Source organism: Mesorhizobium sp. P5_C1 (assembly GCF_054049815.1).
Genome location: NZ_JBFULQ010000032.1, coordinates 1 through 22,934 on the forward strand (window position 1 = coordinate 1; position 22,934 = coordinate 22,934).

Consider the following 22,934-nt stretch of genomic DNA (forward strand, 5'->3'; position numbering starts at 1 on the left):
AACTAGTCGCGGGCGCCACCGGCACCGTCCTTTTCGCACTCCGATTAACGGGCCGCGCCGCAAGCGCGGCCCGATTTCATTTTCGCACAAGCTTCGAAGACTACTGTTCCGGCGGACAGTCATGCTGGGAGTCGTCGAACCGTGCCGGAACAGATCCAGAGCATCATCTCGAATCTTCGCGGCTTTGGCGTCAAGCGCCTTGCCATGCTGGCTGGCATCGCCGTCCTGGTGATGGGCGTCATCGGCATCGCCTCGGTCTATCTCAACCGTCCCGCCTACGACACGCTCTATGTCGGGCTCGACCGCGCCGACGTGAACCAGATCGGCCTGGTGCTGGGCGAAGCCGGCATCGGCTTCGATGTGGGCGCCGACGGAACCTCGGTGCTGGTGCCGGCCGGCACAACCGCGCAGGCGCGCATGCTGCTTGCCGAAAAGGGCCTGCCGACCAGCGCCAATGCCGGCTACGAACTGTTCGACAATGTCGGCTCGCTCGGCCTCACCTCCTTCATGCAGCAGATCACCCGCGTGCGCGCGCTGGAGGGCGAGATCGCCCGCACCATCCAGTCGATTTCAGGCATCAAGGCGGCGCGCGTCCACATCGTCATGTCCGAACGCGCCAATTTCCGCCGCGACGAACAGCAGCCTTCGGCATCGGTGGTCATCCGCTACGCCGGCATCGACGCCGAGAAGAGCGCCATGTCGATCCGCCATCTCGTCGCCGCCGCTGTCCCTGGCCTGTCGGCCGACAAGGTGACCGTGCTCGATTCCAGCGGCAATCTGCTGGCAGCGGGCGATGATCCTTCCAACACCAGCGCCGCCCGCACGCTCGGTGTCGAGCAGACCGTCGAGGCGCAGATCGGCGACAACATCCGCCGTGCGCTGACGGCCTATCTCGGCCCCGACAACTTCCGCGCCAGCGTCAAGGCCGAGGTCAACACCGACACCCGCCAGACGGAAGAAACCATTTTCGATCCGAATTCACGCGTCGAGCGCTCGGTGCAGTCGGTGCGCGCCAACGAAAACAACAACCAGAAGCAGGCCTCGACGCCAGCCAGCGTCGAGCAGAACCTGCCCGAGACCCAGGCAACCGCCACCGACGGTCCGCAATCCTCCTCGCAGAACGACCGCAAGGAAGAGATCACCAACTACGAGATCAACTCGAAGAAGATCGCCACCGTCTCCAACGGCTACACCGTCACCAAGATGTCGATCGCCGTCGTGGTCAACCAGCAACGCCTGGWGACCATCCTCGGCAAGGACGCCACGCCGGAGCAGATTGCCAAGCGCGTCGCCGAGATCCAGAAGATGGTGACCTCGGCCACCGGCTTCGACGACAAGCGCGGCGACGTCATCGACGTCTCTGCGGTCGAGTTCATCGACKGGCTGGACGGCGAGGCGATCCCGCAGGCTGGGATGCTCGATTCCATCGGCCAGCATGCCGGCACGCTGATCAACGCCGGCGCCTTCATCGTCGTGGTGTTCCTGGTCGCCTTCTTCGGCCTGAGGCCGATGGCGGCGGCGCTGACGGCAAAGGCGACGCCGGCACTTACAGGCCCCAGCTACGAAGACGTCCAACGCTCGCTACCGACACCCGAAGCAAGTGCAAACGCCGAAAGCGCTGGCGTCGGCGCCTTGCCCGGTGCGCGCTCCGGTCCGACACCGCTCGACGATCTTCGCCAGAAGATCAGGCCGGCGCCGCAGGAGCGGCTTGCCCGAATGGTCGACCTCAACGAGGAGCGCACCGCGCAGATCCTGCGCAAATGGGCCGCTCAGGAAGTCGCGGCTTAAACCATGCCCTCCGTAGCCCTTTTCGACCTTCTGCCTGATTTCGGTACCCGCACGCAACGTGTCGGTCAGCCCCGGGCCGCGGCCGATCCCGAACACAAGCCAGACGCGCCGGCACCGCAAGCCGATATCGGCACGCTGATCGCGGAAGCGGTTGCCCAGGCCGAGGCGGCGCTCGAGGCACGCCTGTCGATTGCCCATGAAGCCGCGCTCGAAGCCGAACGCCAGGCCAATGCCGAGGAAGCAAGGGTATTTCTCGAAAGCCTCGGCGACGATGTCGGCAAGGCGGTCTCGTTGCGCATCGATGCCATGGAGGCACGCGTGACCGGGCTGGTCGCGGCCACCGTCGCCCGCATGATCGGCGGCATCGTCAGCGACGATCTGCAGAAACGCTCGATCGAGGCCCTTGCCGGCGCCATACGCGAGGCGGTCGGCGATGCCGAAGCGGTGCGCATCGCCGTGCGCGGCCCGCTCTCGCTGTTCGAAACGCTGAAGGCATCGCTCGGGCCCCGCGCCGCCAATCTCGACTTCACCGAGACACCAGGCTTCGATCTCACGGTCGCCATCGACGAGGCGGTGTTCGAGACACGCATGGCCGAATGGTCGACGACCCTTTCCGAGGTCCTGGCATGAGCGTCGCCGATGCCGGACAGGTTCACCAGGAGATCATCATCGTTCGTCGAGGTCACGACGACCATGACGATGCCCACCATGGCGGCGTCTGGAAGATCGCCTTCGCCGACTTCATGACGGCGATGATGTGCTTCTTCCTGGTCATGTGGCTGATCAATGCCGCCAACGAGCAGACCAAGGCAGCCGTCGCCAGCTATTTCAACCCGGTCAAGCTGGTCGACCGCAATTCGAGCCGCAAGGGTCTGGAGGATCTCGGCGACGGTCCGCGCGCGATGGGGACGACGGCCGACAACCCACAGAAGGCGACCAACAAGGCCGGCCAGGACGGCGATGGCTCCGCGGACCGCAAACAGGAGAAGCAGGAACTGCCGCAGGCGGAACACTCCGACGAGCATCTGTTCGCCGACCCCTACGCGGTGCTGTCGGAAATCGCCACCGATACCGGCGTCATGCAGAATGTCAGCCAGAAGGGCGATGGCGGCGCCCAAGCTGCCGGCCCGGCGACCGGCGCTTCCGGCGGCGCCTCCTATCGCGATCCCTTCGAGCCTGATTTCTGGTCGCAGCAGGTGGCGGCGCCCGGCGCCGAAGCCAGCGCCCAGCGTGCCAAAATCGAGGGCGATGCGCTGAAGCCCGGTGACAAGGTTGCCGAAACGCAAGTGCCCAAGGTCAAGGCCGTGCCACCAGTCGCGGCCGCACCGCTCGAAACGCCGGCAGTGGACACGACCGGCAAGCAAGCCGCGAGCCCCGACGCGGCAACGACGAAGGCCGGCGACACCAAGCCAACAGGCACGAAGCCAAGCGACGCGAAGCCGGGCGACGCGAAGCCGGGCGAGACCAAACCAGACGACACCAAAGCCGCGGACGCAGCCAAGGCCGAGGCCAAGGCGCAAGAGGCCGCCAAGCCCGACACCGGGGAGAAGGCGCCGACCGCCGCCGCCATCAAGGCTGCGGCCGACGTCAAGCGGCAGTTGGCCGATGCCTTCAAGCCCGGCGACAAGCTGCATGACGGCGTCTCGGTGGAAGCCACCGACAAGGGCGTCGTCATCTCGATCACCGACCAGCTCGACTTCGGCATGTTCGAGGTCGGCTCGGCGCTGCCGCGCCGCGAACTGGTGCTGGCGATGGAAAAGATCGGCCGCATCGTCAACAGCCAGAAGGGCACCATCAGCATCAACGGCCACACCGATGCACGGCCATTCCGCAGCGACAGCTACGACAATTGGCGGCTGTCGACGGCGCGCGCGCATTCCGCTTACTACATGCTCGTGCGCGGTGGCGTGGATGAACGCCGTATCACAGAGGTCGCCGGTTTCGCCGACCGCCAGCCGAAGGACCCGGCGAATCCATTGGCGGCTGTGAACCGCCGCATCGAGATCCTGATGGCGGCCGGCGGATGAGGCGGGCGGCCGTCACCAGCCGGTTGATTGGCCTGTTGCTGCTGGCCGGCGGATATCCGTCAGCCGGCTTCGCCCAGGACGCGTTGCAGCCGTATCAGCTGGTGCGCTCGTTGCAGCTCATCCAGGACCGCATCGCCGCTGGCGATCATGCCGCCCTGCCGATGCAGGCCAAGCTGCTCGAGATGGTGGATGCGCGCCTGCGCACGGCGGACGCCGAGGATTTCAAGGATCCCAAGAACTTTCGCGCCCTGCTTGTCTACGGCATGAGCGGCGGCAATCCGGTGACTGTCGAGGCCGCCACGTCGCGCGCCACGACGGACCCACAAAGCCTTGCCGTGGCCAAAGGGGTGATCGACTATCTCAATGGCCGGCCCGGCGAGGCGATCGAAGCGTTGAAGCCGATCGATCCGATGACGCTGCCTCCCGACCTCGGCGCTTTCCTTGCCCTGGTAAAAGGCTCGCTGCTTGCCGGCGACCAGCCGGCTGCGGCGCTCGGTTTGCTCGACGAGGCAAGATTGCTCAGCCCCGGCACGCTGGTCGAGGAAGCAGCACTGCGCCGTTCGGTCGGCATTGCGGGTGCGCAGGGTGACGCGGCACGCTTCGCACGCGCGTCGACCCAGTATGTCGAGCGCTACCTCTATTCGCCCTATGCCAGCCAGTTCGCCGACTCCTTCGTCTCCGGCGTCATCGCGCTGCACATGTCGATCAGCCAGGACAAGCTGGCCGACATCACCTCGATGATGGATCCCGAGCGTGAGAAGGTGATCTATCTGCGCATCGCCCGCCGTGCCGCAATCGACGGTCTGAACGACCTGTCGGCCTTCGCTTCGGCGCGAGCCGAGCAGGGTCGCGACGGCAACACCAACCTGGACGATCCGCGCGCCCTGCTTTACGCCAGTCTTTCCACCGTGACCTCGGGCACCATCGAAGACGTCCGCGCCAAACTCGGCAAGATCGACCGCAGCAAGCTGTCGGAAGGCGACCGCGCCTTGCTCGACGCCGCCCAGGCCATCGCCGGCGAAGTCGTCGCACCGCCCGCCCCCCTCCCCGAGGAAAGGCCAGTTGTCGCGGCCGAGCGGCCGCCAGCGCCTGAAACCGTCGCGGCGCAAGGCGCCGACGCCAGCGGGCTGCCACCCGTCGAAGGCGCCATCGCCGAGCAACCTGCTGTCACTGCAGCCTCCGGCGGACCGGTCGCCAGTGTTCCGGAAACGCCGGCGGCTGCGGTTGCACCTGCCGATGCGGCGACCGTCGTGCAGGCGTCAGCGCCATCGCCCGCGGCCAGTCCCGAGCCCACCGACCCGACCGATGCCGCCATGAACAAAACACGTCGACAGCTCGACCTGATCGACCAGATGCTTGGAGCCGCCCCCAAATGACCACCAGCCTCGGCTCGGCCTTGCCAGGATTTGCCAACGCGCGCGCAACATCGGAGCAACCGGCGGCGAACGGCAAGAAGGACAACGCAGGCTTTGGCAAAATCCTGCATGGCGAGGCCAGTCCGGGCCGCCCGGAACGGCATCCGACGACCGAGGCGGGATCGCGCGAGCAGCGCTGGGGCAAGCTCGCCGCCAACCTTGCCGGGCATGGCGGCAAGGCCGAGCCGACACCGGCCGATCCCGGAAAGATCGTCTCGGCCAAGTTGCCGGCCGTGAAGAGCGGCGAGGACGATTTGGAAGCCAAGGACGATTTGGAAGCGAAGTCGCACAAGGACGATGCCGACGCCGAAGAGACGGCGCCTGACGCGGATGCCGTGCCGCTTCAGGACCATCTGCCGCTGCTGATCGCTTTCCATGACCTGCGCCATTTCTCGACATCGACCAAGGCAAGCGGGCGCGACGCGGCTAACGGCGAGAGCCCAACGGACCCGGCGCTCAACGCGCAGGCTCCGCTCCCAAAAACCTATCGGTCGAAGTCCACGGCCGGAAACGAAATCGTCGAAACCAAGTCGAAGCCTGAGCAGGTGTCGATCGTCGACGGGCCTTTGACAGAGCTTGACGGCCAGCCGCTGGGTGCTGCCGGCATTGCCTCCAGCACGCTGAAGCGTGACACCGTCGTAACAGCCCAGAAGCTGCCGGACGCCACAACCACCGATGTGCCCGGCGTGCAATCGAAACACACCGCGCCGGTGATGAAAAGCATCGAGGATGTCCAGTCCTCGTTACGGCCCGAAGCCGGAAAACAATCCCTGTCCGCCACACGCATCGACGTCGTGTCGCAACAGAGCTTCCCGGCGCCACCGCAAAGTCCCATCAGCCAGGCAGCCCTCAATGTGGTCAACGCCATAGCCGCCGATGGCGGCCCGCAAAAGGCCCTTCCAGCCTCATCCGCGGCCACCCAGCTGGGCAGCCCTGTTGCCGTTCCGACACATGTGTTGAAGATCGAACTTCACCCCGCCGAACTCGGCATGGTGACGGCCAACCTTCGCCTCTCGGGAGAACAACTTTCGATTGAATTGAAGCCCGCAACACACGACGCTTATCGTCGTTTGTCCGCCGACAGCGAGGCCATCGCCAAATCGCTGCGCGGGCTCGGCTTCGAGGTTGACAAGGTTACGATCCTGCAACCTTCGGTAGCGGTTCCTGCTGCAACCCGCACCGATGCGACCGCCCCTTTGCCGAGCGCGTCGGGCCGCGATCCATCATCCTTCCAACCTGGAAACCCGGGCAGCGGCAATGGTGGAGCGGGTGGTCAGCACCCGGGTCAGCAATCCTCAGGAAACCGAAATGATGACGCGCAGGACTACGGCCGCGGCACTTCACCTTCTCGCGAGCGCGCTGGCGGCGATATGTTTATCTAGCGCGGCAGGCGCTGCCGCTGCCGCCACCAACCCTTGCGAGCCGGAGATCCTGCGTGCCGCCGACCGCTATGGCGTGCCGGCCGGCATCCTCTATGCCGTGGGCCTGACGGAGACCGGAAACAAGGGCAGCCTTCAGCCCAACGCTTTGAATATAGAAGGAAAAGCGGTCTTTCCGAGAAGCCGGACCGAGGCCCTTGCCGCCTTCGCCAACGCCCGGCGCGAAGGCAAGACGCTCATCGATCTGGGCTGCATGCAGATCAACCATCACTACCACGCGTCGCATTTCCGCAGCGTCGAGGACATGCTCGATCCGCGTCAGAACGTCGACTATGCGGCGCGCTTCCTGGCCAGCCTCCATGCCCGTCACGAGACCTGGTCGATGGCAGTCGCCCGCTATCATGCCGGTCCCGACAACGATCCGGCGCAGAAGATCTATGTCTGCCGCGTCATTGCCAACATGGTCGCCACCGGCTTTGGAAAATGGACCGCGAACGCCCGCGGCTTCTGCAACCCGTAGGCGTATCTTCGGCATCCAATACGCCGTTCGCGCCGTCCCGGGTTGTCGCTTTGACTTGGCCGGAACTTGCCGCCGAAAGCATATCTGGTTGCAGGCTAATGCAACCGGCGCGATTCCAGACTCCCAAGAAACTAGCTACAAGAAATGACGGTTGTTCAGGATTCTCGCCAGCGGATACGCCTTTTCTCACGGGGCAAATGATTTGATTCGGAGGCGGGCCGATGATTGTAATCGTTGACGAGCGCGAGCTCGTAACAGAGGGATACAATTCACTTTTCGACCGTGAGGGTGTCGCCTGCGCGGGCTTCGCGCCGGGCGAGTTCGGCGAGTGGGTAAGCTCGGCGGCGGATACCGACCTGAGGTCGGTTCGAGCCTTCCTGATCGGCGACTGCCGCGAAGGCTCGATCTCTCCCCGTCAGATCCGCGACCGCACCGGCGCACCGGTCATCGCCTTGAGCGAACAGCACTCGCTGGAAAACACGCTGCGGTTGTTCGAGAGCGGCGTGGACGACGTCATTCGCAAGCCCGTCCACATCCGCGAGATCCTCGCCCGCATCACCGCCATCCGCCGCCGCGCCCAGGAAGATGTCGCCTACACCGAGATTGGCGCCATGCGCATCTTCATGGATGGCCGCGATCCCGAGATCGACGGCCAGCCTTTGCCCTTGCCGCGCCGCGAGCGACGCATCCTCGAATATTTGGCCAGCAATCGCGGCCGCCGGGTCACAAAGACCCAGGTTTTCAACGCCATCTACGGCATCTTCGACGAAGAGGTCGAGGAGAACGTGGTCGAAAGCCACATCAGCAAATTGCGCAAGAAGCTGCGCGAGAAGCTGGGCACCGACCCGATCGATTCCAAGCGCTTCCTTGGCTACCGGCTCGTCTTCTGATGCAGCCCCGCGCCAGCCTCGCGCAAGACAGGATGCGTAGCCTCGTAGCCAGTGGCATCCGCATTGGAGCCAGCGGCATCCACATTGGGGAGACGTTTCGATGAGCCTCTACGGAATGATGCGGACCGGCGTTTCCGGCATGAATGCACAGGCAAACCGGCTGTCCACCACGGCCGACAACATCGCCAATTCCGACACCACCGGCTACAAGCGGTCCTCCGCCGAATTTTCGTCGCTGGTCATGCCGAGCACGGGCGGCGCCTACAATTCCGGCGGCGTCACCACGACGATCCGGCAGGCGGTCAGCGATCCAGGCGTGCTTCAATACACGACCTCGGTCTCCGACCTTGCCGTCAACGGCGACGGTTTCTTCGTCGTTCAAGATCCGAGCGGAACACCTTTCCTGACCCGAGCCGGCGCCTTCGTACCGGATGCGGAGGGCAGGCTGGTCAACGCGGCCGGCTTCCAGCTGATGGCTTACAGCTACGCAAACGGCGTGCCGGCGGCAACGGTGAACGGCTTCGAGGGACTGACCCCGGTGCTCATCTCCGACCAGGGGATGACGGCAACGCCGAGCACCCAGGGTACCTACAGCGGCAACCTGCCGGCAGGCGCGACGCCGGTCGCCGCCGGCAATCTGCCCACCACCAACGCGGCGGGCGCGCAGTACACGTCGAAATCCTCGATGGTCGCCTACGACAATCTCGGCAACAAGAAGCTGCTCGACGTCTATTTCACCAACACCGGCGCCGGCACCTGGCAGGTGGCGGTCTTCGATCAGTCGAAGGCCACCGCCGGGACGTCGTTCCCTTACACCGGCGGCGCATTGGGCTCGGCCAACCTGACCTTCGACACCACCACGGGCAAGCTCACCGGTGCCGTCAACAGCGTCAGCCTGACGGTGCCCAATGGCGCCGCCTTTTCGCTGGACCTGTCGGCATTGACCCAGCTCGGCGCCGGATTCACCGTTTCCGATGCCCAGGTGAACGGCAACGCACCGAGCACCATCGACAAGATCCAGATCAGCAAGGACGGCACCATCTCGGCGCAGTACAAGGACGGCTCCACCAAGGCGCTCTACAAGATCCCGCTGGCCGACGTGCAGAGCCCGGACCAGCTCAACGCGCTGCCCGGCAACGTCTACGCACAGGGCACCGAATCCGGCGCGGTCCGTATCGGCTTTGCCAATGAGGGCAAGGCCGGCTCCATCATCTCCGGCGCACTCGAGAATTCCAACGTCGATATCGCCGAAGAACTGACCAATATGATCGCGGCACAGCGCAGCTACACCGCCAATTCGAAAGTCTTCCAGACCGGTTCCGATCTGATGGACGTCCTTGTCAACCTGAAGAGATAAAACGGGCACTCCCCGTGAAAGACCCGCATGTCGTTGTCCACTGCACTGAGCATCGCCCAATCGGCGCTTATGAACACCGCGCGGCAGACCAGCGTCGTCTCGCGCAATGTCGCCGACGCCGACAATCCGGACTATTCGCGCCGCCAGGCCGTCGTCACAAGCACGGCGCCGGGCGCGCGTTCGGTTGATATCCGGCGCGCCGCCAACGACCTGCTGTTCCGCCAGAACCTCAGCGCGCTGTCGGCCTGGAGCGGCCAGAACGCGCTCTACAGCGGCATGGATCAGCTGGGGGTATCGGTCAATGGCGTCGACAATGCGTCCTCGCCCTCGACCGCGATCGGCAATCTGCAGCAGGCGCTGCAGCTCTATGCCACCTCGCCGTCCAACCAGAATCTCGGCGCCAGCGTCGTCGATGCCGCCAGGCAGGTCGTGCGATCCCTGAACGAGGGCTCCACGGCGATCCAGGATTTCCGCACCCAGACCGACGGCCAGATCGCCACGGCGGTCGACGACCTCAACTCGCTGCTCAGCCAGTTCCAGGATGCCAACACCGCTGTCATTTCCGGAACCCGTTCCGGCACCGATGTCTCCGATGCGCTCGACCAGCGCGACGCGCTTTTGAAGAAGATCTCGGACTATATCCCGGTCTCGACCTTCACGCGCGGCGACAATGACATGGTCGTCACCACTGGCGACGGCACGACGCTGTTCGAAACCATTCCGCGCACGGTCAGCTTCGCGCCGTCGGCCGGCTACACCGCCGGTGCCGCCGGCAACGCGGTCTATATCGACAATGTGCCGATCTCGGCGGGAGCCGGCGGCAACACCAGCGCCAGCGGCAAGCTCGCTGGCCTGCTGCAATTGCGCGACAGTGTCGCCTCGACCATGCAGAGCCAGCTCGACGAAACCGCGCGCGGCCTGATCACGGCTTTTGCCGAAACCGCGCCTGCGCTGCCCAATGCCGCCGGCCTGTTCACCTGGTCCGGTGCGCCGGCGGTGCCGGCAGCCGGCACGTTGGTCAACGGCCTTGCCGGATCGATCAGCGTCAATGCGGCGATGGACCCAAGCGCCGGCGGCAATCCGACGCTGCTGCGCGATGGCGGTGCCAATGGTGCCGCTTATGTCGCCAACACCGGCGGCGGCGCCTCCTATTCCGACCTTCTAGTTGCCTATGGCGACCGGCTCGACAAACCTATGGCCTTCGACCCGGCCGCCGGGGTTTCGGCAACGTCCAGCGTTTCCGACTACGCGGCCAACTCGATCGGCTGGTTCGAGGGCGTGCGCCAGCAGGCATCGACCGCCTCCGACGCCAAGGAAGCACTGGCATCGCGCAGCGCCGAGGCGCTGTCCAACGCGACCGGCGTCAATGTCGACCAGGAAATGTCCCTGCTGCTCGACCTCGAACACACCTATCAGGCATCGGCCCGGATGATGAAAACCGTCGACGACATGATGACGGCCTTGCTCAACGCGGTGGGATAATCCATGACTTCAGTCTCGTCAGCCGCCATATCGAACGCCATGCGCTCCCAGCAGATGCGCATGCAGGCGGAGCTTGTCAAAGCCACGAAAGAGTCCTCGACCGGCAGGGTCGCCGATGTCGGCCTGGCTCTCGGAGCGCGCACCGCGCAGTCCGTCACCTTCTCGCGCGATCTCGACCGCCTCAACGTCATCATCGACTCCAACGGCCTGGTCGGCTCCCGCTTGTCTTCGACGCAGACCTCTCTTAGCCAGCTCTCGACCGCGGCGCAGTCCTTTCTGTCCGCCCTGACCACCGCGTCATCGAGCGATTCTTCCAACAGTCTCACCCAAGCCTCGGGCAAGGCGACCATCCAGCAGCTGACCTCGATCCTCAACACCAGCGTCAATGGCGAGTACCTGTTTGCCGGCACCAACACCGACGTCAAGCCGATCAACGACTTCACCGCGGCCGGCTCGCCCGCCAAGGCGGCCTTCGATGCCGCCTTCGTTGCCAATTTCGGTTTCACCCAGGATGACCCTGCAGCGGCCAACATCACCGCTACCCAGATGGACGACTTCATCACCAACGACGTCGTGCCGCAATTCATGGGCGCGGGCTGGCAAGGCAACTGGTCGAACGCCACCGACCAGCAGATCGTCAGCCGAATCGCCCTGAACGAAACCACCCCGACTTCGACCAGCGCCAACAGCGACGGCATCCAGAAGCTCGCCATGGCGGCGGCCATGGTCTCCAGCCTGATGTCCAGCAACATCAGCCAGGCCGCGAAGAACAAGGTCGTCAGCCGCTCCACGGCACTGGTCGGCGAAGCGCTGAGCGGTATTGGCCAGATTCAGTCCGAGACCGGCATCGTCCAGAAGCGGGTTTCCGATGCGAACGACCGCATGAAAACGCAGGTCGACCTTTTCGAACGGCACATTCTCGATCTGGAAGGCGTCGATCCGGCCGAGGCCGCGACCCGAGTTGCCGACCTGACACAGCACATCGAAACGTCCTTCGCACTGACCGCGCGCCTGCAGCAGCTCAGCCTGTTGAATTACCTGACCTGACAACGCTTAACGGAACGGTAGAGCCCCACCGATGTACCAATTCTCCTACGCCGATATCCAGAGCACCTCCGTCGCCGACGCAAAGGACCGCGAGCGGRAGCTCCTGACCCGTTCGATCGACATGCTGTCGGCGGCGGCCGCCGCCGGCCTCGGCTCGATGGAAGCGGTCGAGGCGCTGCATTTCACCAACCGCGTCTGGACCGCCTTCGTCGAAGATCTCGGCTCCAGCGACAACGCCCTGCCCAAGGAACTGCGCGCCAACCTCATCTCCATCGGCCTGTGGCTGCTGCGCGAGGCAGAGGACATTCGCCAAGGCCGCACCAACAATTTCGAAGGGCTGATCGAGGTGTCCCAGATCATCAGGGACGGCATTCAATGACCAACACGTTGAAGATATCGCTGAAGCCGAACGAGAAGATCTACATCAACGGCGCCGTCATCCGCGTCGACCGCAAGGTCACCGTCGAATTGATGAACGACGTGCAGTTCCTGCTCGAAAGCCATGTGATCCAGGCCGAAGACGCCTCGACGCCGCTCAAGCAGCTGTATTTCATCCTGCAGGTCATGCTGATGAATCCGGCCGGCGCGGCCGAGGCGCGCGACATGTTCCGGCGTTCGCTGCCGCTGCTGCTGGCAAGCTTCGAGGACGCCCAGATCTGCGCTGGACTGAAACAGATCGACCGCATGGTCGGCGAGGATCATATCTACGAGGCGCTGAAGGCCATCCGCGCGCTCTATCCGCTCGAACGCCGCGCGCTTGGCGACAATGACTATGTTCCGGGTGCCGCGCGCCCGTTAGCTGTGGGAGCACGATACTGATGAACGTGGACATGACGACGACGATACCGACCGGCGCCAACCAGGCCAGCCAGCAGACCTCGAAGACGGCGGTCGACTACCAGTCGTTCCTGAAGCTTCTGATCGCCGAGATGAAGAACCAGGATCCGACCAAGCCGATGGATTCGACGCAGTATGTAGCCCAGCTCGCCACCTTCTCGCAGGTCGAACAATCGGTGCAGACCAACACCAAGCTCGACCAGATCATGTCGTCCTCGGCGCTGTCGCAGGCCGATGCGCTGATCGGGCGCTCGATAACCTCAGCCGACGGCAAGACGACGGGCACGGTGGCGTCGGTGCGCCTCGCCAGCAGCGGCCTCATCGCCGTGCTGCAGAACGGCACCGAGGTCGCGGTCGGCCCGGGCGTCTCGATCAAGGCAGCGAGCTGACGCTTCCGGCAGGGCCAGTCCCATGAACGAGGCCGACGCTCTCGACATCGTCCAGTACGCGGTGTGGACGGTGCTCACTGCGTCCGCTCCGGTGGTGCTGGTCGCCATGGCGGTCGGCATCGGCATCGCCCTCATCCAGGCGCTGACGCAGGTCCAGGAGATCACCTTGACCTTCGTGCCGAAGATCGTCGCCATCATGCTGGTGGTGGCGCTGACCGGCCCCTTCATCGGCAGCCAGATATCGGCCTTCACCAACGTCATCTTCGAGCGCATCCAGAACGGATTCTGAGCAAGTCGACGAAAGCCGCGCCGGTCCGTGCCGAACCATCGGGATCCGCGACCGCTGCGGATGGAGACGTGGACTGCCTCTATCCCATTGTTGGACCATGACCTTTTTCGAAAGGTGTTCGCCCTTTCAACCGCCATGCCCTACTTTCGGCAAATGATCTGAGCAAACGGATCGTCTGACGAGCAGGCACGACATGGCAGGGACCTACCGATGATTGACGAAAAGCCGGAAAGCGAGAGCGCTTCGGCGCTGGCGCCTTTCCGGCACGGCATTTTCCGCGCCGTATGGGCCGCAAGTCTCGTCTCGAATTTCGGTGGCCTGATCCAGGGCGTCGGCGCCGCCTGGATGATGACGACGATCGCCACTTCGTCCTATCAGGTGGCCCTGGTCCAGGCTTCGACCACCTTGCCGATCATGCTGTTTGCGCTCGTCGCCGGCGCCATCGCCGACAGTTTCGACCGGCGCAAGGTGATGCTGATCGCCCAGACCTTCATGCTGGTCGTCTCGGTGCTTCTGACCCTGTTCACCTATGCCGGCCTGATGACGCCGTGGACGCTGCTGGCCTTCACCTTCCTGATCGACAGCGGCACCGCACTCAACAGCCCGTCCTGGCAGGCCTCAGTCGGCGACATCGTGCCCCGCAACAAGGTGCCGGCCGCCGTCGCGCTCAACTCGATGGGCTTCAACCTGACCCGCAGCGTCGGCCCGGCGATCGGCGGCATCATCGTCGCCGCCGCCGGCGCGGCGGCGGCCTTCGCGGCCAACGCGGTGAGCTATATCGGCCTGATCGTCGTGCTGGCGCGCTGGAAGCCGGACCTGCCGGTCTCGACCTTGCCGCGCGAGTCGCTGGGCGCGGCCATGGGCGCCGGCCTGCGCTACGTCGCCATGTCGCCCAACATCGGCAAGGTGCTTGTCAGGGGCGCCGCTTTCGGCTTCAGCGCCGGCGCGGTGCTGGCGCTCTTGCCGCTGGTGGCGCGCGATGTCGTCAAGGGCGATGCCCTGACCTACGGCATCATGCTCGGCGCTTTCGGCATCGGCGCGGTCGGCGGCGCGCTGATCAGCGTGCGGCTACGGCAGCTGCTGTCCAGCGAGACGATGGTGCGCTCAGCCTTCGCCGGCTTTGCCGCCTGCGCCTTCAATGCCGCCGTCAGCCATCACGCCTGGCAGACGTCGCTCGGCCTGCTTGTCGGCGGTGCCTGCTGGGTGATCGCCCTTTCGCATTTCAACGTCACCGTGCAGATGGCGACACCGCGCTGGGTGGTCGGCCGGGTCCTGTCGGTCTATCAGACCGCGACCTTCGGCGGCATCGCGCTCGGCAGCTGGATCTGGGGCGTCGTCGCCGATGCGCATGGCGCCGAAACCGCGCTGATCGCGGCAAGCATCGCCATGCTGGCCGGCGGTGCCATCGGCTTGTTGCTGCCGCTGCCGCAGCAGCAGGTGCTCAACCTCGATCCGCTCAACCGCTTCAAGGAGCCGCACCTTGCTCTCGACCTCAAGCCGCGCAGCGGTCCGATCGCCATCATGATCGAATACATCATCCGCGACGAGGACGTGCCGGAGTTCCTCGCCACCATGGCCGAACGCGGCCGCATCCGCCGCCGTGACGGCGCCCGCAACTGGACGCTGGCACGCGACCTCGAAAATCCGGCGATCTGGATCGAGCATTATCATACGCCGACCTGGCTCGAATATGTGCGCCACAATGGACGCATCACCCACGCCGACGCCATCATCGGCGACCGCTTGCGGGCGCTGCACAGCGGCGACGAACTGCCCCGCGTGCGCCGCATGATCGAGCGCCCGACGACTGCGGGCACCGCGCTCGTGATGGCCAAGGGACCGATCGAGCACTAACCGGGCCCCACCTTTGGGCGACGTGCACTACCCTTCGCCCGACAGGTCCCTGCGCGCCTTGTCGAGTTCCTCGGCATAGCGCCGCATCAGATGGCCTTCGGTCAACAGTCCCAGCACGATGCGGTCAGCGAAATCCTCGACCACGGCGAGCTCTTCAGCGCCGGCGCGCTGGAAGGTCTCGGCGGCGGACTGCACGTTCATGCTCGGCACCAGCACGGCGTCCTTGTACTTGGCAAGATCGCGCACCGCCACCTCGCCATCGGAAGGATCGCTGTGCAGCTCGGCCACGATCAGCACGCCGACATAGTGATCGCCCGCGTCGACGGCAATGACGCGCTGGGCCGAACCGAGCGGCACTTGATTGCGGAAGGCCGCCAGCGTCGTCGAGGCATGGATGGTTTTGATGTCCTTGCGCATCATCGAGCCGACGGTGAGGCTGCGCATCCAGCCGACGTCGTGGGCGCTGCGGATGGTCTCGCCGCGCAGATGGAAGCGCCATGTCGAGAAGGAGTAGCCGAAGGTCTCGCGCACCAGGATCGCCGACATGATCGAAGCCGCCAGCACGACACCGGTCAGCGTCAGGTCGCGGGTCGATTCCAGCGCCAGGAAGGTCATCGTCAGCGGACCGCCGACGACGCCGACGGCGAGCGACGTCATGCCGACGACGGCGGCAACAGCGGGGTCGATGCCGGTGGCCGGCGAGACCAGCGCCATCACACCGGCAAACGCCTTGCCAAGCAGCGCACCGAGGAACAGCGAGGCGAAGAACAGCCCGCCGCGAAAGCCCGAGCCCAAGGAGATGGCGGACGCCGCCAGTTTCAACACGAAGACGCTGGCCACCACGGCCAGACCGTAGTTCATCGCGAATTCGCGATGCAGCGCGCCGTGGCCGCTGGACAGGACTTGCGGCGTGATGAGGCCGAGCAGCCCGACAATGACACCGCCAATGACGGGGCGCAGCGACGCATCGATCGACAGCCTGGCAAAACCGCGTTCGATGAGCGTCACCAGATGCATGATGGCGATCGAGGCCGCACCGCCGAGCAGGCCGAGCAGCAGGAACGGCACGTACTGGCTGGCGGTCAGCGCCGGCAGGCCCGAAAGCTCGAGCGGAAACGGCACCCCGCCAAACACTTCCGCCGTCAGCGAGGCTGAGATCGCGGCGGTCATGACAGGCGCGACATTGGCGACCGAATAGATGCCGATGACCAGTTCGAAACCATAGAAGGCGCCGGTCAGTGGTGCGTCGAAGGCGGCTGCTATGGCGCCGGCGGCGCCACATCCGACCAGGATGCGGACATCGTTGCGGCGCAGCCGAAAGAGGCCCGCCAGCCGCGACGCCAGGCCGGACCCGACCTGCGTGTAGCCGGCTTCCAGGCCGACCGAGGCGCCGAAACCGCTGGAGATCATCGTCTGGCCGGCGATGATGAAGGTGTCGGTGAGCGACATGCGCCCGCCATAGAGCGCGTTGGCTTCGATCGGGTCGATCGGCGTGCGGAATTTGCGCAGTCTGAGCCAGATCACCGTCAGCCCGAGCAGGATGCCGCCGATCGCCGGTATCAGCGCCTGCATCGGGTTGGCGAGCGAGAACATGCCTGAAAGCCGGCCACCGGGCTGGACGCCGAACAGCAGCCCGTGGAGGTCCTGCACGATCTCGCTCATCGCCGTGACGAGCATGCCTGCCATCACCCCGACGACACCGGCCAGGATGACCACGGCGATGCCCCGCGCCTCGAGCAGCGGCACCGATCTGATCAGCACCGCGCGGAGCCGGCGGGCGTAGACTTCGCTGTTGTTTCTGGAAAGCACCGGGGCGGCTCGCCGATATCGGAAAAGGCAGTGGAAAGCCCGCCTGATACGCCCGGCGACACGGCATGGCAACCACATTGGCGACAGACAAGGCGCCATTGTGGCATCGGGCGACTAGTCGCGGCGGCGGTGGGATCTGGTGGAACGCGAACGGCTGCCGTTGCCTGACAGATCGATCAGGTCGGTTTGGGATCGCCGGCCTCATAGAGCACGAGGTTGCGCTCGCCGATGCCAAGTGCCGGCCAGCTTGCACGCCAGTCCGCAAGGTGCGGCGAGCGGAAATGCGCATCGAGCGCTGTCCTGTCGCTCCAGACTTCCGTGACCCGGATGAGCCCGGCATCGAACACGTCCTGCGCATAGGAATATTCGAGGCAACCGGGCTCGGCGCGGCTGGTCGAGACCATGCGCTCCATCGCGGGCTTCGCTTCCCCGAGCTTTTCCGGCGGCAAGCGGATGGTGCCGATGATCAGGAGCATGGGATTTCCTTTTTGGAAGCGGCGGTCGAGAGCCCAGTAGCCAGTCTCCCACCCTCGCGCAAGCTTGGCCGGTTAGGCTCACAAGGCTGCCGTGCTGGCAGGCTTGGCATTTTGGGGACGACATGGCGATCAGCGAAAGCATCCAGCCCGGCGCAGTGGCCAAGAACGGCCGCGACGTCTTCTTCGCCATCGGCATCGTCATCATCCTGGCCGTGCTGTTCCTGCCGATCCCAGCCTTTCTCATCGACATCGGCCTCGCCTTCTCGATCGCGCTTTCGGTGCTGATCCTGATGGTGGCACTGTGGATCCAGCGACCGCTCGATTTCTCGTCGTTCCCGACCGTTCTGCTCATCGCCACCATGCTGCGGCTGTCGCTCAACATCGCCACCACGCGCATGATCCTGTCGCATGGCAATGAAGGCACGCACGCGGCCGGATATGTCATCGCCGGCTTCTCCAAGCTGGTGATGGCCAGCGACTTCGTCATCGGCCTCATCGTCTTCATGATCCTGATCGTGGTGAACTTCATCGTCATCACCAAGGGCGCCACCCGTATCGCCGAAGTCGGCGCCCGCTTCACCCTCGACGCCATCCCCGGCAAGCAGATGTCGATCGACGCCGATCTCTCCGCCGGCATGATCGACGACAAGACGGCGCAGCTGCGGCGCCGCGAGCTGGAGGAAGAATCCTCCTTCTTCGGCTCGATGGACGGCGCCTCGAAATTCGTCCGCGGCGACGCCATCGCCGGCCTCATCATCACCGCCATCAACATCGTCGGCGGTATCGCCATCGGCTATATCAGGCACGGCATGGGCATGGGCGAAGCCGCCGACGTGTTCATCAAGCTGTCCGTCGGCGACGGCCTCGTCACCCAGATCCCGGCGCTGATCGTTTCCTTGGCCGCCGGCCTTTTGGTGTCCAAGGGCGGCACGCGCGGTTCGACCAACCAGGCGGTGTTCGGCCAGCTCGGCGCCCATCCGCGCGCGCTCTATGTGGCGGCATCGCTGCTGGTGCTGCTCGGCCTGATGCCCGGCCTGCCGCTGTTTCCGTTCTTTGCGCTGGCCGCCGGCATGGCCGGCCTCGGCTACATCATCCCGATGCGCCACAACCGCGCGGTCGCCGCCGCCGAAGCGATCAAGGACCAGGAGAAGGCGACCAAGGTCGAAGAGGAAAAGAACTCGGTCAAGGCGTCGCTCGCCACCGCCGAGATCGAACTGCTGATCGGCAAGCAGCTGTCGACGCGGTTGCTGGTGTCGCATCAGGAACTGGTTTTCCGCATGTCCAAGATGCGCAAGAAATTCGCCACGCAATACGGCTTCGTGGTGCCGGAAGTGCGGGTTGCCGACGATTTCGCCATCCCGCCGAAGAGCTACCAGATCAAGGTGCACGGCACCGTGGTGGCCGAATACCAGATGCGCGTCGGCGAGATCATGGTGCTGCTCGGCAACCGCGACATTCCCGAAATACCGGGCGAGGAAATCCGCGAGCCGGCCTTCGGCATGCGCGCCTATTCCGTGGTCGAAACCTTCGCCGAAGACCTGAAGCGCGAGAACTACACCTTCGCCGACAACATGTCGGTTCTGCTCACCCATCTTTCCGAGGTCATCCGCAACAACCTGCCGCAGCTTCTGTCCTACAAGGACATGAAGGCGCTGCTCGAACGGCAGGACCAGGAGTACCGCAAGCTCGCCGACGAGATCTGCACCACGCACATCTCCTATCCCGGCTTGCAGGCGGTGCTTAAGCTGCTGCTCGCCGAGCGGGTCTCGATCCGCAATCTGCATCTGATCATCGAGGCGATCGCCGAGATCGCGCCGCATGTGCGCCGTACCGAGCAGATCGTCGAGCATGTCCGCATCCGCATGGCGCAGCAGATCTGCGGCGACCTCTCGGAAGGCGGCGTGCTCAAGGTGCTGCGCCTCGGCAATCGCTGGGACCTCGCCTTTCACCAGAGCCTCAAGCGCGACGCCAAGGGCGAGGTGCGCGAGTTCGACATCGATCCGCGCCAGCTGGAAGAGTTCGGCCAGGACGCGACCAAGGCGATCAAGAAACATCTGGAAGCCGGCGAGCGCTTCGTGCTGGTCACCGCGCCCGACGCCCGCCCCTATGTGCGCATGATCATCGAGCGGCTGTTCACCACGCTGCCGGTGCTCAGCCACGTCGAAATCGCCAAGGGCGTCGAGATCAGGGTGCTCGGGACCATATCGTGAGCGTTCTCTCGCAAGGCGTCCTCATCGCGGCGTTCCTCGCCTTCTGCCGCATCGGCGCGTGCTTCATGCTGATGCCCGGCCTGTCCAGCGCCCGCGTCCCGGTCCAGGTCAGGCTGTTCGTCGCGGTCGCCGCCACCGGCGGCCTGCTCGCCTTCCTGTGGGACCGCATCTTTCCCTTCGTCGATCCGCGACCGCAAATTTTGGTGCCGATGATCATCTCGGAACTCCTGGTCGGTGGGCTGATCGGCGCCATGACCAGGCTTTACATGGAAGCCTTGCGCTTCATGGGCTCGGCCATCGCCATGCTGATCGGCTATGGCGGCACCGGCGGACCGGCGATCGAGGAGCCGGAGCCGCAGGCAGCCCTTGCCGCCATCATCTCGTTCTCAGCCCTGTTGATGCTGTTCGTCTTTGATTTCGACCATGAGATCGTGCGCGCGCTGGTGACCTCCTACACGGTGGCGCCGGTCAACATCTTCTTCAACCCGCAGGCCGCACTCGTCGATGTCACCGACACGGTATCGGACACGTTCTTCCTGGTCATCCGGCTCGGCAGTCCGTTTGTCGCTTATGCCATTCTGGTCAATCTGACGATCGGCTTCGTCAACAAGCTGACCCCGCAGATCCCGATCTATTTCATCTCGCAGCCCTTCATCATCGCCGGCGGCATGATCATCTTCTACTTTGCCGTCGGCACCATGCTGTCGCTGTTCGTCGCCGGCTTTGTCGACCTGACATTGGCACGATAGCCATGAGCACGCGCAGGGACCGGCTGAAGAAACTGGTCAAGGTGCAGGAGCAGCTGAAGGCGCTGCACGAAACCCGTCACGCCACCTTCCTTGCCGCGGCCGGCGCCGCCGAGACCGAAGCCCGGGATTTGGTCGGGCATTTCGACCGGGCCGATTCCCTCTCAGGCGTGTTTCCCGATCTCTATCATCGCCGCATTGCCAGCGCGGTCGGACGCCAGGAGGCGAGCCTCGAAAGCGCCAGGCAGGAAGCCAGCCTCATCGCCGCGGCAACCGCCCGCACCAACATGGTCGAGCGCGCCTACAAGGACGTGCGCAACCGCGACGAGCGCGAACGCTCCGACCGCGAGCGCCTCGACCTGATCGCGCAGAAGCGGACCGCAGAGTAGCGCCTGGGTGCTGATAGTTGGCCCAAATCTGTCAGACTAATCCGCTCAATGTCAGGAATTACGGTTGCGAAGAGCGCCCATCCGCCTGCTGCGGGAATTGCCGGTCGACGTTCAGGCTAACTTCAGTGACCAGCTTGCGGCGAAGAGCCATAGTGTAGTCGTTTGGCCCCTTCGGCGTTATGACAAAAGCTTGGGATCCGCCAATGACGAATTTGGCAAAATAGGATGCCAATGGTTGGTCGGGATTCTCATCTTCCGTTGGAATGGCGATCGCGTTGATCGTGTATCCCTTGGCAATGGCGTTCAGCCTGCTCGGCTGAACAGGAAGTCCGTCGTTGTTCTCACCATTGGAAGAGATGTCGATCACTTTCTTGGCCGCCTTTCCAGGAAACTGGTCGAGCAGAAGACTTCCGACGTCGATGGCCGAGGAAACGGATGTTCCGCTTCGCCCTCTGCGAATATTGCCGGTATCGCCTCTCTTGTTGATCACCGACGCAGCCGCCTTGGCATCTTCCAGCCCGCAGATGCTTGTCCATGGCAGCACCATGCGTGTGTGCCCGGGGCTCGACCATTCAAAGTAGGCCACGCCGATGCAGCCAACATAATTTCGGGTGATGGCCGCGATGATCTCGGGCGAAGTGAGCGCTGCGGCATGTCCCTCCCGCTGCAGGTCAGCAATCTCCGGATCAATCGAAGACGAGTAATCGACTGCGAATACGACAGCAACATCAACATTGGCGGCATGTGCCTGCAGCCCCCAAAACACCGAAGCGACAAGCGTTCCCCCCACTCTCAAATAACAGCTGGCCCGCTTTGCCAGCGCTCTGACCGTCTGCATCAGAATGCCGCTGCGTATCGCCCGTGCCAGAAAGCTTGCCAGCGCCACCATTACAGTGCCCTTGCGACAGGTCCGGCCGCCGACCGAGACCATGGGCCCTGTGTTGAGCGGCGGTCCGCTCGGCAACACGTTCGCATCACCGCTTAGGCTCATCACGTTCCTCCATTGGATCTGAATTGGCAGCGGGACGATGGCCCGCCCAGGCCGCAGGCGCCGCGGCAAAGGCAGGGGCCACGTGGAAGGGCGGAATCGGGCCGGTCAGCAGGGGCGCGCGCGCCCGCGGCGTTCGGTTCGACATTGCGACGGACAGGATCGCACCGAGAATGATCGCGGCACCCAGTGCGCCTGCGGGTGAGTTCCGCTCACCGAGCAAGATCGCCGCGCCTAGAGCCCCGAAGACGCTTTCGGCACTGACGATCACGGCGGCATGGCTAGCGGAGGTAAAGCGCTGTGCGGCAATCTGTATGCCGAAAGCGATCGCGGTGGAGAACACGCCGAGGACCGCCAGTTCCGGGCCGGCTGCAAATACCGCGGCCAGTGAAAGGTTGCCTCGCATTGCCCCGAGCGGCAGGGCGAAGGCGGCGGCGCCGAGGAACTGTGTCGCCGCCGCGGTGAACGGCCGCGCATGGGTCTGCATGTGCCGGCCGAGCTCGACCATCCAGAGCGCATAGCAGGCAGCCGACAGGATGGCGGTGAGATCGCCGCTGCTGAGACTGGCGAACCCGCCGGACAAAAGCAGGGCACCGACCATTGTCAGCCCGGCGGCGGCGGCAAGACTCGCTGTCGGACGTTCGCCGATGAGCAGCCAGGCGGCCAGTGGTGTCATCACGGTTGCGGTGCTCACCAGGAAGCTTGCATTTGTGACAGTGGCGCCGAGATAGCAAAGCTGCTGAAGCGTGATGGAGATGGCAAACAGCGCACCCACCCTGGCCAGGCTGGAGAAATGGCCCGGCCCGGYCGGCAGTCGCCTTTCGGTCAAGACAAAGGGCAGCACAAGCAGCCCACCGATGAGGCAGCGCAGGCCGACGGCACTCAGCGCGTCGAGATGAACAAGCACTGTCTTTTGCGCGACATTGCCCAAGCCCCATAGGGCAGCGGCAAGCAGCAGCAGCAAATTGGCCCTAAGCTTGGACATACACCGCATCCCTCGGACTAAAGCCCGTCGCGGGTTTGCGATGGCTCCAACCACTTC

Annotated in this window: 22 protein-coding genes; 18 read left to right on the forward strand and 4 right to left on the reverse strand. The window is 64.6% G+C overall.

All coding sequences use genetic code 11. The features are described from left to right. Positions 1–141: 141 nt before the first annotated feature. The 15 genes from fliF to ACXJ7R_RS04825 all read left to right on the forward strand — a co-directional run bounded on the left by fliF (position 142) and on the right by ACXJ7R_RS04825 (position 15,274). Positions 142–1,788 (forward strand): flagellar basal-body MS-ring/collar protein FliF, encoded by a 1,647-nt coding sequence (gene fliF, locus ACXJ7R_RS04755; protein ID WP_457150807.1) that lies wholly within the window; start codon positions 142–144, stop codon positions 1,786–1,788. Between the two features lie 3 nt (positions 1,789–1,791). Beyond that, positions 1,792–2,418, forward strand: coding sequence for a hypothetical protein (locus ACXJ7R_RS04760; RefSeq protein WP_457150808.1), 627 nt, complete (start codon positions 1,792–1,794; stop codon positions 2,416–2,418). Further along, a complete protein-coding gene (locus tag ACXJ7R_RS04765; RefSeq protein WP_457150809.1) occupies positions 2,415–3,815 on the forward strand; it encodes a MotB family protein in 1,401 nt (466 codons plus the stop codon). The genes ACXJ7R_RS04760 and ACXJ7R_RS04765 overlap by 4 nt, the downstream gene beginning before the upstream one ends. Next, complete coding sequence (locus ACXJ7R_RS04770; protein WP_457150810.1) at positions 3,812–5,191, forward strand: chemotaxis protein MotC; 1,380 nt, start codon at positions 3,812–3,814, stop codon at positions 5,189–5,191. The genes ACXJ7R_RS04765 and ACXJ7R_RS04770 overlap by 4 nt, the downstream gene beginning before the upstream one ends. Continuing rightward, on the forward strand, positions 5,188–6,612 hold the full coding sequence (fliK, locus tag ACXJ7R_RS04775; RefSeq protein ID WP_457150811.1) for a flagellar hook-length control protein FliK: 1,425 nt from the start codon (positions 5,188–5,190) through the stop codon (positions 6,610–6,612). The genes ACXJ7R_RS04770 and fliK overlap by 4 nt, the downstream gene beginning before the upstream one ends. Further along, the gene (locus tag ACXJ7R_RS04780; protein WP_457150823.1) at positions 6,542–7,129 is read left to right on the forward strand and encodes a transglycosylase SLT domain-containing protein; all 588 of its coding nucleotides are present in this window, start codon (positions 6,542–6,544) and stop codon (positions 7,127–7,129) included. Before fliK ends, ACXJ7R_RS04780 begins: the two co-directional genes overlap by 71 nt. Before the next feature lie 221 nt (positions 7,130–7,350). Continuing rightward, positions 7,351–8,019, forward strand: coding sequence for a response regulator transcription factor (locus tag ACXJ7R_RS04785; protein ID WP_111547800.1), 669 nt, complete (start codon positions 7,351–7,353; stop codon positions 8,017–8,019). Between the two features lie 100 nt (positions 8,020–8,119). Continuing rightward, positions 8,120–9,376: a flagellar hook protein FlgE gene (locus ACXJ7R_RS04790; RefSeq protein ID WP_457150812.1), complete on the forward strand. Its 1,257-nt coding sequence runs from the start codon at positions 8,120–8,122 to the stop codon at positions 9,374–9,376. A 27-nt stretch (positions 9,377–9,403) separates the two neighbouring features. After that, on the forward strand, positions 9,404–10,858 hold the full coding sequence (gene flgK, locus ACXJ7R_RS04795; RefSeq protein ID WP_457150813.1) for a flagellar hook-associated protein FlgK: 1,455 nt from the start codon (positions 9,404–9,406) through the stop codon (positions 10,856–10,858). A 3-nt stretch (positions 10,859–10,861) separates the two neighbouring features. After that, entirely contained in the window at positions 10,862–11,905 is a 1,044-nt protein-coding gene (locus ACXJ7R_RS04800) for a flagellar hook-associated family protein (protein WP_457150814.1), read from the forward strand. A gap of 31 nt (positions 11,906–11,936) precedes the next feature. Next, positions 11,937–12,284, forward strand: a complete 348-nt coding sequence (flaF, locus tag ACXJ7R_RS04805; RefSeq protein ID WP_457150815.1) for a flagellar biosynthesis regulator FlaF — start codon at positions 11,937–11,939, stop codon at positions 12,282–12,284. Next, the gene (gene flbT / locus ACXJ7R_RS04810; RefSeq protein WP_457150816.1) at positions 12,281–12,724 is read left to right on the forward strand and encodes a flagellar biosynthesis repressor FlbT; all 444 of its coding nucleotides are present in this window, start codon (positions 12,281–12,283) and stop codon (positions 12,722–12,724) included. The genes flaF and flbT overlap by 4 nt, the downstream gene beginning before the upstream one ends. Further along, complete coding sequence (flgD, locus tag ACXJ7R_RS04815; protein ID WP_095084528.1) at positions 12,724–13,131, forward strand: flagellar hook assembly protein FlgD; 408 nt, start codon at positions 12,724–12,726, stop codon at positions 13,129–13,131. Before flbT ends, flgD begins: the two co-directional genes overlap by 1 nt. A 22-nt stretch (positions 13,132–13,153) precedes the next feature. Beyond that, positions 13,154–13,420 carry a flagellar biosynthesis protein FliQ gene (gene fliQ, locus ACXJ7R_RS04820; protein ID WP_095084529.1) on the forward strand — a complete coding sequence of 89 codons (267 nt, stop codon included), beginning with the start codon at positions 13,154–13,156 and terminating at the stop codon, positions 13,418–13,420. Between the two features lie 210 nt (positions 13,421–13,630). Continuing rightward, the gene (locus tag ACXJ7R_RS04825) at positions 13,631–15,274 is read left to right on the forward strand and encodes an MFS transporter (protein WP_457150817.1); all 1,644 of its coding nucleotides are present in this window, start codon (positions 13,631–13,633) and stop codon (positions 15,272–15,274) included. Positions 15,275–15,301: 27 nt separating this feature from the next. Here the strand turns inward: ACXJ7R_RS04825 and ACXJ7R_RS04830 are convergent, their stop codons facing one another. Together ACXJ7R_RS04830 and ACXJ7R_RS04835 are read right to left on the reverse strand one after the other, a co-directional pair. Next, positions 15,302–17,083, reverse strand: coding sequence for a chloride channel protein (locus ACXJ7R_RS04830; protein WP_457150818.1), 1,782 nt, complete (start codon positions 17,081–17,083; stop codon positions 15,302–15,304). Between the two features lie 176 nt (positions 17,084–17,259). Continuing rightward, positions 17,260–17,559, reverse strand: a complete 300-nt coding sequence (locus ACXJ7R_RS04835; protein ID WP_457150819.1) for a putative quinol monooxygenase — start codon at positions 17,557–17,559, stop codon at positions 17,260–17,262. 122 nt (positions 17,560–17,681) lie between these two features. On the opposite strand from ACXJ7R_RS04835, the gene flhA reads away from it, so the two are divergent. From flhA to ACXJ7R_RS04850, 3 genes are read left to right on the forward strand one after another with little or no spacing between them, the layout of a single operon-like run. After that, complete coding sequence (gene flhA, locus ACXJ7R_RS04840; protein ID WP_184876557.1) at positions 17,682–19,769, forward strand: flagellar biosynthesis protein FlhA; 2,088 nt, start codon at positions 17,682–17,684, stop codon at positions 19,767–19,769. Beyond that, on the forward strand, positions 19,766–20,518 hold the full coding sequence (fliR, locus tag ACXJ7R_RS04845) for a flagellar biosynthetic protein FliR (protein ID WP_457150820.1): 753 nt from the start codon (positions 19,766–19,768) through the stop codon (positions 20,516–20,518). Before flhA ends, fliR begins: the two co-directional genes overlap by 4 nt. 2 nt (positions 20,519–20,520) lie before the next feature. After that, entirely contained in the window at positions 20,521–20,904 is a 384-nt protein-coding gene (locus ACXJ7R_RS04850) for a hypothetical protein (protein WP_457150821.1), read from the forward strand. Between the two features lie 58 nt (positions 20,905–20,962). Here the strand turns inward: ACXJ7R_RS04850 and ACXJ7R_RS04855 are convergent, their stop codons facing one another. Both ACXJ7R_RS04855 and ACXJ7R_RS04860 read right to left on the reverse strand, forming a co-directional pair. Beyond that, positions 20,963–21,742, reverse strand: a complete 780-nt coding sequence (locus ACXJ7R_RS04855) for a DUF1194 domain-containing protein (protein WP_457150824.1) — start codon at positions 21,740–21,742, stop codon at positions 20,963–20,965. Between the two features lie 136 nt (positions 21,743–21,878). Further along, on the reverse strand, positions 21,879–22,877 hold the full coding sequence (locus tag ACXJ7R_RS04860) for a DMT family transporter (RefSeq protein WP_457150822.1): 999 nt from the start codon (positions 22,875–22,877) through the stop codon (positions 21,879–21,881). Positions 22,878–22,934 lie beyond the last annotated feature (57 nt).